The organism is Kribbella sp. NPDC023855, assembly GCF_040639475.1.
Classification (GTDB): domain Bacteria; phylum Actinomycetota; class Actinomycetes; order Propionibacteriales; family Kribbellaceae; genus Kribbella.
Map to the genome: position 1 here is coordinate 52,796 of NZ_JBFAAA010000022.1, position 9,843 is coordinate 62,638.

Sequence of the window (9,843 nt, forward strand, 5' to 3'; positions counted from 1 at the left end):
GTCCGGTTGTCCGTGACCCGGGGGCTCCGTCGGCGTGGTTGCCGGGGTCAGCTCTCGCGGACGTGGACGGTGACGAACGGGGGCTTCACCACTTCGAAGGCCTCCTGCCGGCCGCGGATGTCCACGGCGACCTGGTCGCCTTCCTTGACGGCGGCGTCGAGCAGCGCCAGGGCGATGCCCTTCTTCAGGGTCGGGGAGAACGTCCCGGACGTGACCTCGCCCAGCGCCGTACCGGCCGGGTCGACCACGGTCATGTGAGGCCGCGGGATGCCGCGGCCGACCGCCCGCAGCCCGCGCAGGATCCGGGCCGGGCCGGCCTCCTTCTCCGCGCGCAGCGCCTGGTCGCCCCAGAAGTGCTCCTTTTTCCAGCCCACTGCCCAGCCCGAACGGGCCTGGACCGGCGTGATCTGCGGCGAGATGTCCTGACCGTGCAGCGGGTAGCCCATCTCGGTCCGCAACGTGTCACGGGCGCCTAGGCCGGCCGGGACCAGACCGTACTGCTCCCCTGCCTTCAGCAGCGCGTCGAAGACGGCTACAGCGGCTTCGTTCGGTACTACGAGCTCGTAGCCGCGCTCGCCGGTGTAGCCAGTGCGGCAGACGACTACCGGAGTACCTTCGAAGTCGGCGACATCGAAGGACATGTAGTCGTGGCCGATCGGCAGTCCGATCGCGGCGACCACGGCGTCGCTGTTGGTGCCCTGGACAGCCAGGATCGCGTAGTCGTCGTGCGTGTTCGTCACTACGACACCGCCCGGGGCCTGCTCGGCCAGCCGGCGCACGACCTCGGCGGTGTTCGCCGCATTCGGGATCAGGAACACGTCGTCGTCGGCGTGCAGGTAGGCGATCAGGTCGTCGACCACGCCACCGTCCTCGGCACAGCACAGCGTGTACTGCGCCTGGCCCGGCGCGATCTTGCCCAGGTCGTTGGTGAGACAGGAGTTCACGTACGCCGCGGCGCCCGGACCCTTGACGGTCGCCTTGCCCAGGTGACTCACGTCGAAGACGCCGACGGAGGTCCGGACCGCGGTGTGCTCGGCGACGACCCCGCTGTACTCCAGCGGCATCTCCCAGCCGCCGAACTCGGCGAACTTGGCGCCGAGGGCGACGTGCCGCTCGTGCAGAGGGGACTTCTTCAGAACGGGAGACTCGGTCATGCAGCGGAACTTACCGGACCCGGCGCCCCCGCGATGCGGCCGACATCACTGGCTGCGCGTCGCCGCTGGTGGATGCGACGCGTAGCATGCGGAGGCAGCATTCACGTACCGTCACGACCGGCACCTGCCACCCGGTCAAGGAGGACTGAGGATTTCGTGAGCACCATCACCCTGAGCAAGTCCGATCCGGCCGGCGTCAAGACCGACGTCCTGGTGATCGGCGTGGTCAAGCTCGACGGCGGAGTGGCTCTGCCCGCCGGCACCGAGTCGCTGAACGTCGCCTACGGCGGGAAGCTGGTGGAGGTGCTGGCCGGGCTCGGCGCCACGGGTAAGGCCGGTGAGGTCACCAAGGTCCCCGGGCCGAAGCCGGGCAAGTCCGCGATGCTGATCGCGGTCGGCCTGGGCAGTGCTCCGGACGGCGCGCTGAAGACCGAGGACCTGCGGGTCGCCGCCGGAGTCGGCGTCCGCGCCGCCAAGACCGGCCAGTCGATCGCGTTCGCGCTGCCGACCCCGGACGCCGAGTGCCTTCGCGCGGTCGCCGAGGGCGCGCTGATCGGCCGCTACACCTTCAACGCCTACAAGTCCGAGGCGAACAGCGAAGTACCGGGCAACGTGATCGTGCTGACCGACCTGGCTCGCGGCCGGGACGCCAAGGCCGCGCTGGAGCGGGCCGAGGTGACCGCCGACGCCGTCCACCAGGTGCGCGACTGGGTGAACACTCCCCCGTCCGACCTGCACCCCGCCGAGTTCGCCGCGCACGCCCAGAAGCTGGGCAAGGAGCACGGCGTCAAGGTCGAGGTGATGGACGAGAAGGCGCTCGCCAAGGGCGGGTACGGCGGCATCCTCGGCGTCGGCCAGGGCTCGGAGAAACCGCCGCGGCTGGTCCGGCTGTCCTACACGCCGAAGAAGCCGGTGACGCACCTGTCCTTCGTCGGCAAGGGCATCACCTTCGACTCGGGCGGCCTGTCGCTGAAGACGGCCAACGGGATGATCAGCATGAAGTCCGACATGGCCGGCGCCGCCGCCGTGATCGCCGCCACCGTGGCGATCGCGCGACTCGGCCTGCCGGTGCAGGTGACGACGTACGCCGCGATGGCCGAGAACATGCCGTCCGGTTCGGCGGCCCGGCCGTCCGACGTGCTGACCATGTACGGCGGCAAGACGGTCGAGGTGCTGAACACCGACGCCGAGGGCCGGCTGGTGCTGGGTGACGCGCTGGTCCGGGCCTGTGAGGACCAGCCCGACCTGATCGTCGACGTGGCCACCCTGACCGGCGCCTGTGTTGTTGCCCTGGGCACCAAGGTGGCCGGCGCGTTCGCCAACACCGACACCGCCCGCGACCGGGTGGTGGACGCCGCGGTGGCCGCCGGCGAGGCGATGTGGCCGCTGCCGATCCCGGCCGAGATGCTGGAAAAACTGCGCTCCCACTCGAAGATCGCGGACCTGGCCAACATCACCGGCGAGGCCTGGGGCGGCGCCCTGGCGGCGGCCGCGTTCCTCGGCGATTTTGTTGCCGACGGCATCGACTGGGTCCACCTGGACGTGGCCGGGCCCGCCTTCAACGAAGGCGGCCCGAACGGGTACACCACCAGCGGCGGCACCGGCTACTCGGTCCGCACCCTCATCGAGCTGGCCGCCGCAGCGAGCTAGCTGACCGCCCTCACGCAGTCCTCGCCGGGCCCAGAACCCTGGGTCAGGCGAGGAAGGTGAGTGCTCGGGCCGCTCGGGCCGCTCGGGTCAGAGCAGGCCTTCCCTTTTCTTGCGGGCGTTGTACTCGCGCATCCGGGGCGGGTAGCCCACCACGGCGGCGTCGTACGACGGGATGCCCAGCTTGTTGGCGAAGGTGTGGGCCCACTGGACCGACGGCACCCGGCGACGGGTCCACTCACCGTCGATGGCGACCAGCAGCAGTGTGTAGTCGGTCACCGCCGTGCGTGGCTCGACGAAGCCTTCGACACCCTGCCGGGTCTGGGCGAACTCTCGCAGGTGCGCCTGGTCGGGCGTGTCCGACTTGCGCATCGTGCCGGGCTTCTGCCGGCGACCGAACCACTTCATGGGAGCTAGTGTCCACCATTCCCGCAAATCCGGCCCGGGAGCGAGCCGGCCGGCCGGCGGTGACAAGATGACGCCCGGGCCGGAACTCCGCGATCCGGGGCCGCCCGCCGACCTTGACGCCCACGGAGGAACTCGTGACGAACACGGCAGACAGCAACACGACGTACGACCTGGTGATTCTCGGTGGAGGCAGTGGTGGCTACGCCGCCGCGCTGCGCGCCGCAGTACTGGGCATGTCAGTGGCTCTGGTGGAGAAGGACAAGCTCGGCGGAACCTGCCTGCATCGCGGCTGTATCCCGACCAAGGCGCTGCTGCATGCTGCCGAGGTGGCGGACTCGGCCCGCGAGGGCGAGCAGTTCGGGGTCCGGTCGACGCTCGAGGGCGTCGACATGGGTGGCGTGAACAAGTACAAGGACGGTGTCGTCGACCGGCTGTTCAAGGGGCTGCAGGGGCAGATCAAGTCCCGCGGCATCACCGTGATCGAAGGCGAGGGACGGTTGACCTCCCCGACGACGGTCGCCGTCGGCGGTACGACGTACACGGGTAAGAACGTCATCATCGCGTCCGGATCGTACTCCAAGTCGCTGCCCGGCCTCGAGCTCGACGGCAACCGGGTGATCGCGAGCGAGCACGCGTTGACGCTGGACCGGGTGCCGGAGTCCGCGGTGATCCTGGGCGGCGGCGTGATCGGCGTCGAGTTCGCCAGCGCCTGGACCTCGTTCGGCACCAAGGTGACGATCGTCGAGGCGCTCCCCCGGCTGGTACCGGCCGAGGACGCCGACTGCAGCAAGACCCTCGAGCGCGCCTTCCGCAAGCGCAAGATCGCCTTCAAGACCGGTACGCCGTTCGAGTCGGTCGAGGTCGTCGACAACGGCGTCCGGGTGACCGTCGCCGGTGGTGAGGTGATCGAGGCAGAGCTGCTGCTGGTCGCCGTCGGCCGCGGCCCGAACACCGCCGGACTCGGCTACGAGGAGGTCGGCGTCGCGCTCGACCGCGGCTTCGTCACCGTTGACGAGCACCTGCAGACCAGCGTGCCGGGCGTCTACGCCGTCGGCGACATCGTGCCCGGCCTGCAGCTCGCGCACCGCGGCTTCCAGCAGGGCATCTTCGTTGCCGAACACATCGCCGGCCTGAACCCGGCCCCGATCGACGAGGCCGGCATCCCGCGCGTCACGTACTCCGAACCCGAGGTCGCCTCGGTCGGGCTGACCGAGGAGCAGGCGAAGGCGAAGTACGGCGAGGTCGAGATCCTCAACTACAACCTCGGCGGCAACGGCAAGAGCCAGATCCTCAAGACCCAGGGCTTCGTGAAGCTGGTCCGGGCCAAGGACGGCGCCGTGGTCGGCCTGCACATGGTCGGCTCGCGGGTCGGCGAACTGATTGGCGAAGCGCAGCTGATCTACAACTGGGAGGCCTTCCCCGCCGACGTCGCGCCGCTCGTGCACGCCCACCCGACCCAGAACGAAGCCCTCGGCGAAGCGCATCTCGCGCTGGCCGGAAAGCCTTTGCACTTCCACGAGTAAAGTTTTGCCGCCCGGCCCGGCGGGTCTCGTGTGACCCAGATCCCGCCGGTTCGAGCGGCACCGTAGGCTGACACTCGTACCGATCAGACGAAGGAGCTAACGACCGTCATGCCGACCTCAGTATCTCTGCCGGCCCTCGGGGAGAGCGTCACCGAAGGAACCGTCACCCGCTGGCTCAAGCAGGTCGGTGACACGGTTGCCGTCGACGAGCCCCTGCTGGAGGTCTCGACCGACAAGGTCGACACCGAGATCCCCTCGCCCGTGGCCGGCACCCTGCTGGAGATCAAGGCCGCCGAGGACGAAACCGTCGAGGTCGGCGCCGAACTCGCCGTCATCGGCGACGCCGGCGAATCCACCGCCTCCGACTCCGGCCAGCCCGCCGCCCAGCAGGACAACGCCCAGGCTCCGGCCGAGCCGCAGACCGACGCCGGCCAGGCCGCGCAGCAGGCCCCCGCCGGGGGCGACCAGTCCAACGGCGGACAGGCTGCGCAGCAGTCGAACGCCAACGCCGAGCAGGCCGCCCCGCAGGCGCAGGCCGCGGACAGCGCCCAGGCCGCGCAGCAGGCCGGTGGCGATCAGTCCAACGGCGGACAGACTCAGGCCGCGCCGCAGGCGCAGGCCCCTTCCGGCGACACCTCCGCCACCAACTCGGCCGAAGCGGCCTCAGCCCCCGCAACCTCTCCGGCCGCAGAGCAGGCAACCTCAGCCGACGCCCAGCCCGCCTCCTCCGGGGGCGCCTCCGGTACGTCGGTAACGCTCCCCGCCCTCGGTGAGAGCGTCACCGAAGGCACCGTCACCCGCTGGCTGAAGCAGGTCGGCGACGACGTCGCGGTCGACGAGCCGCTGCTCGAGGTCTCCACCGACAAGGTCGACACCGAGATCCCGTCCCCGGTCGCCGGCAAGCTGCTGGAGATCAAGGTCGCCGAGGACGAGACCGTCGAGGTCGGCGCCGAACTCGCCATCGTCGGCTCCGGCGACGCAGCCCCGGCCGCGGCTCCCGCAGCCCCGGCAGCCCCCGCCCAGTCGGCCCCGGCCCAGCAGGCTCCGGCCCAGCAGGCCCCGGCTCCCCAGGCTCCGGCACCGCAGGCCCCGGCCCCGCAGGCTCAGGCGCCCGCCCCGCAGTCGGCACCCGCCCAGGCGCCGGCGCCGCAGAGCGCTCCGCCCGCACAGCCCGCAGTACAGGCTCCTGCTGCCCAGGCATCCCAGCCCGCAGCCCAGGCCCCAGCCCCGCAGGCGACCCGCACTCAGGCACCCGCCCCGCAGGCCGCACCTCCGGCTCCGGCAGCGTCGTCGAACGGCTCCTCCTCCGACGGCCCGAACTACGTCACCCCGCTGGTCCGCAAGCTGGCCGCCGAGCACCAGGTCGACCTCGGCTCGGTCCAGGGCACCGGCGTCGGCGGCCGCATCCGCAAGCAGGACGTGCTTGCTGCTGCCGAGGCCCAGAAGGCCGCAGCTGCAGCAGCTCCGGCCCCGGCCGCCGCTTCCAGCTCCGCCCCCGCAGCGAAGTCGGCTCCGGTGGTCAGCCCGCTGCGTGGCACCACCGAGAAGATGAGCCGGATCCGCAAAGCGATCGCCAACCACATGGTCAACTCGCTGCACGTCTCGGCGCAGCTGACCACCGTGGTCGAGGTGGACGTCACCGAGATCGCCAAGCTCCGGAACGCGAAGAAGGCCGAGTTCGAGGCCCGCGAGGGCGTCAAGCTGTCCTTCCTGCCGTTCTTCGCGCTCGCCGCGGTGGACGCGCTGAAGCAGTACCCGAAGCTGAACGCGTCGATCAACGACGAGGCCGGCGAGGTCACGTACCACGCGGCCGAGCACCTGGGCATCGCCGTCGACGCCGAGAAGGGCCTGATGGTCCCGGTCGTGCACAACGCCGGTGACCTGAACATCGCCGGCCTGGCCAAGAAGATCGCCGACCTGGCCGAGCGCACCCGGACCAACAAGGTGCTCCCGGACGAGATGGCCGGCGGGACGTTCACGATCACCAACACCGGTAGCCGGGGCGCGCTGTTCGACACCCCGATCCTGAACCAGCCGCAGGTCGGCATGCTCGGGACCGGCGCGGTCGTCAAGCGCCCGGTCGTGATCACCCACCCGGAGCTCGGCGAGACGATCGCGATCCGGCAGATGGTCTACCTGGCGCTGACCTACGACCACCGCCTGGTCGACGGCGCCGACGCGGCCCGCTACCTGACCGCGGTCAAGCAGCGGCTCGAAGAAGCCCAGTTCGACGTCTGACCAACCCGAGAGCCGGAGCGGTGTAACTCGTGAAATACGTGCTCGCCGGCTCTTCCGGCTTCCTCGGTAAGGCACTTGCGCGTGACCTGGTGGCTGACGGCCACCAGGTCACCCGCCTGGTCCGGCGCGAACCGTCCCAGCCGAGCGAGGTCCGCTGGGACCCGGCGCGTGGACAGCTCGATCCCGCCGCGCTCGAGAATGCCGACGTCATCGTCAACGTGGCCGGCGCGAACATCGGCCGGCCCTGGACACCGGCGTACCGGAAAGTCATCCGGGAGAGCCGGGTCAGCACGAACGCCACACTCGCCGCGGCGGCCGCGCAACTGGAGCGGCGACCGGTGCTGATCACGCAGAGCGGCATCGGCGGCTACGGCAAGGACTGCGGCGACCGCATCCTCACGGAGGAGTCCGAACTCGGCGAAGGCTTCCTCTCCGACGTCGTACGAGTCTGGGAAGGCGCCACCGAACCGGCCCGCGAAGCCGGCTGCCGAGTGGTCGCACTGCGGACTGGCGTAGTACTGGACCGCGCGGCCCCAGCCTTCCAACTGCTCTCGCTGCCGTTCCGCCTAGGCTTCGGCGGCCGCCTCGGCTCAGGCAAGCAGTACTTCCCCGTCGTCTCCCTAACCGACTGGCTCCGAGCCGTCCGCCACAGCGCCGAAACCGGCGACCTAACCGGCCCGGTCAACGTCACCCTCCCCGAGCCAGTAACCAACCAAGACTTCACCAAGGCCTTAGGCGAAGCCCTACACCGCCCAACCCTGATCCCAGTCCCGTCCTTCGCTCTGAAGACCCTCCTAGGCGAATTCGCCTGGGAACTAATAGGCAGCAAACGAGCCCTCCCCACCGCCCTACTCTCCACCTCCTTCACCTTCACCCACCCCACCGCAACAACAACCCTAACCTCCGCCCTGACGTAACCCCGCTAGCCCGCAACCAACTCCCCAACGGCGTCCGCCACACAGCGCACCACCCGCACGAGCCGCCACCGCGCTGTCTTCCGCCGAGCCGAGCCGCCGCCGCTTCCCCAGCCAAGCCGCCGTGCCGCCAGCCGAGCCGCCGCTCCCCAGCCGAGCCGGCCCCACCGCCAGCCAAGCCGCCGCTCCACCAGCCGAGCCCGCCGCATCGCCAGCCAGCCCGCGGCTTCGCCAGCCAGCCCGCGGCTTTGCCAGCCAGCCCGCGGCTTCGCCAGCCAACGCCTGAGCCCCCGCCGGCCAGCAGTCGTCGATTCCCCAGCGAGACTTCGCACCCCGGGCTACCCCCCAGCGGCGATCCCCACGAAACGGCCACAACACCCGACTGCCGCACAACTACCCCCGCGACAACGCTCCCCAAACCGAAGCCACCACTGCGACAACCGCCAGCAACTCGCTGACCAGTCGGCCTGGGTCAGGCTTTGGTTATTGCGGTGATGCGCCAGTTGCCCGCGGTGGTGGTGAGGGTTAGGCGGCGGGCGGTTGGCTGGCCTGGTGGGAACTTGGTTCGATGGCCGGAGGGGGTGACTGCTACTCCGGAGACGAGGCGGTCGACGATGCGTAGTACGACGGTTGTTCGGCCTGGGGTCTCCACTGTTACCGCTTTGATTTGTTGGCGGAGGGACTCGATGCGGATCTGTTGCTGGCGGTAGGAGGCGAGTAGGGCGCGGTCGGCGGACCATGGCGCGCTGCCGCGGACGTAGACGGCGTCCAGCTGAGCCGGGTCGAGCGTCGCGAATGCGCGGGATCGTTTGGCATCCAATCCTTCCAGGATGCGCAGCCACTTGGCGTTCTCCGCGGCCCGCTCTGACTGTGGGGAGGTCGTATGCGGACCACCTCTTGGGTGCGCCGGCGTGGTGCGCGAGATAGGCGGCGTCGGCACTGGGGTCGGGTTTGATTTCGGCGGTGTCGGCGCTGGTGTGGTGGGTGCGGATGGGGTGTTTGGCGTCGGTGTGGAGGTGGGCGTTGACGTGGCTGCAGAACCCGCGGTGGGTTGGCCGAGAACGCCGAGGGTTGCCAAGGCGATGACGAGCGTCGTCAGGGCACCCGCGCCACAGGCCGCGAGGATCCCGTACGCCGCGCGTCTGGTCCGCAGAACCTGAAGTACTGCGCGACTTGCACCCTGCCGAGTCGATTCGCGTCCACCTGTCCGTCGGTGACCGGACCTGCGTTGGCTTCGGGCAGGACTCGCCCGGGCTAGGCGACCACTCCCCTGCCTCCGCCGTCCGAACGTACGCCGCAGTCCGCGGCCTCCGGATCTCCTCGAAGAAGGGCGCTGACTTCCCGCTCCTACTCCGATGGAGCGTGCGCCGACGGCGGTGGAATCCCAAGCGGGCCAGCCGTTGAACGCAGTACTGGACGTCGACGAGGTGTCGCCTGGAGACGACGCGCTAGACGGACCGCCGGGGTTTGCAGACAGCGTCGGGGACCCGGCGCGGGCGAAGGAAGTCGCGGGTGACCAGCCTGCCGAGTCAGCTGTGGTGGGCGGGCTGACGGGGTTGGAAGACGGTGACGACGAGGTGGTGAGGGCAGACGCTGCCTCAGCTGTTCTGGCCGGAATGGGTGAGGCGGCTTCGGAGTACGGCGTCCATGGGGAGACATGGGCGGAGGGCAAGGCCGACGCGGTCGCGGATGGGGTCGACGCCCATGTCGGTGACGGGGTCGGGGTGGGGACGTCGTCGGTGGACGGCTCGGCCGGGGTGGACGGCTCCGCTGGGGAGGGCGGAGTTGGCGGGGCGGCGAAGATCGAGCGCCAGGCGTTCCAGGTGTCGGAGTCGGCGGGTGACGCCAGTGACGGGCTGGCTGCAGGGGCGGGCGATTCAACTGAGGGGGACGAGACGGCGGGTGCGGGCCGCGTGGTGGGTGGGTCGGGCGGGGTGGGCGCGACAGCGGGCGCGGGCC

7 protein-coding genes and 1 pseudogene are annotated in these 9,843 nt (G+C 70.3%); 5 read left to right on the forward strand and 3 right to left on the reverse strand.

Annotation, left to right across the window (positions count from 1 at the left end; genetic code table 11):
* Window positions 1–47: 47 nt before the first annotated feature.
* Window positions 48–1,154 carry a glycine cleavage system aminomethyltransferase GcvT gene (gene gcvT, locus AB0F51_RS38835; RefSeq protein WP_360288732.1) on the reverse strand — a complete coding sequence of 369 codons (1,107 nt, stop codon included), beginning with the start codon at window positions 1,152–1,154 and terminating at the stop codon, window positions 48–50.
* Window positions 1,155–1,310: 156 nt separating this feature from the next.
* On the opposite strand from gcvT, the gene AB0F51_RS38840 reads away from it, so the two are divergent.
* Window positions 1,311–2,804, forward strand: coding sequence for a leucyl aminopeptidase (locus AB0F51_RS38840; protein WP_360288734.1), 1,494 nt, complete (start codon window positions 1,311–1,313; stop codon window positions 2,802–2,804).
* Between the two features lie 87 nt (window positions 2,805–2,891).
* On the opposite strand, the gene AB0F51_RS38845 is transcribed toward AB0F51_RS38840, so the two are convergent.
* Window positions 2,892–3,209 carry a hypothetical protein gene (locus AB0F51_RS38845; RefSeq protein WP_360288736.1) on the reverse strand — a complete coding sequence of 106 codons (318 nt, stop codon included), beginning with the start codon at window positions 3,207–3,209 and terminating at the stop codon, window positions 2,892–2,894.
* A gap of 134 nt (window positions 3,210–3,343) precedes the next feature.
* Here AB0F51_RS38845 and lpdA point away from each other — a divergent pair, with 134 nt between their 5' ends.
* The 3 genes from lpdA to AB0F51_RS38860 all read left to right on the forward strand — a co-directional run bounded on the left by lpdA (window position 3,344) and on the right by AB0F51_RS38860 (window position 7,887).
* The gene (gene lpdA, locus AB0F51_RS38850; RefSeq protein WP_360288738.1) at window positions 3,344–4,732 is read left to right on the forward strand and encodes a dihydrolipoyl dehydrogenase; all 1,389 of its coding nucleotides are present in this window, start codon (window positions 3,344–3,346) and stop codon (window positions 4,730–4,732) included.
* Window positions 4,733–4,840: 108 nt separating this feature from the next.
* Window positions 4,841–6,970 (forward strand): 2-oxoglutarate dehydrogenase, E2 component, dihydrolipoamide succinyltransferase, encoded by a 2,130-nt coding sequence (gene sucB, locus AB0F51_RS38855; protein WP_360288740.1) that lies wholly within the window; start codon window positions 4,841–4,843, stop codon window positions 6,968–6,970.
* Window positions 6,971–6,999: 29 nt separating this feature from the next.
* Window positions 7,000–7,887, forward strand: a complete 888-nt coding sequence (locus AB0F51_RS38860) for a TIGR01777 family oxidoreductase (protein WP_360288742.1) — start codon at window positions 7,000–7,002, stop codon at window positions 7,885–7,887.
* Between the two features lie 469 nt (window positions 7,888–8,356).
* Here the strand turns inward: AB0F51_RS38860 and AB0F51_RS38865 are convergent, their stop codons facing one another.
* Window positions 8,357–8,704 carry a hypothetical protein gene (locus AB0F51_RS38865; RefSeq protein ID WP_360288744.1) on the reverse strand — a complete coding sequence of 116 codons (348 nt, stop codon included), beginning with the start codon at window positions 8,702–8,704 and terminating at the stop codon, window positions 8,357–8,359.
* 535 nt (window positions 8,705–9,239) lie between these two features.
* Here AB0F51_RS38865 and AB0F51_RS38870 point away from each other — a divergent pair.
* A pseudogene (locus AB0F51_RS38870) lies at window positions 9,240–9,843 on the forward strand (hypothetical protein); the annotation flags it as partial.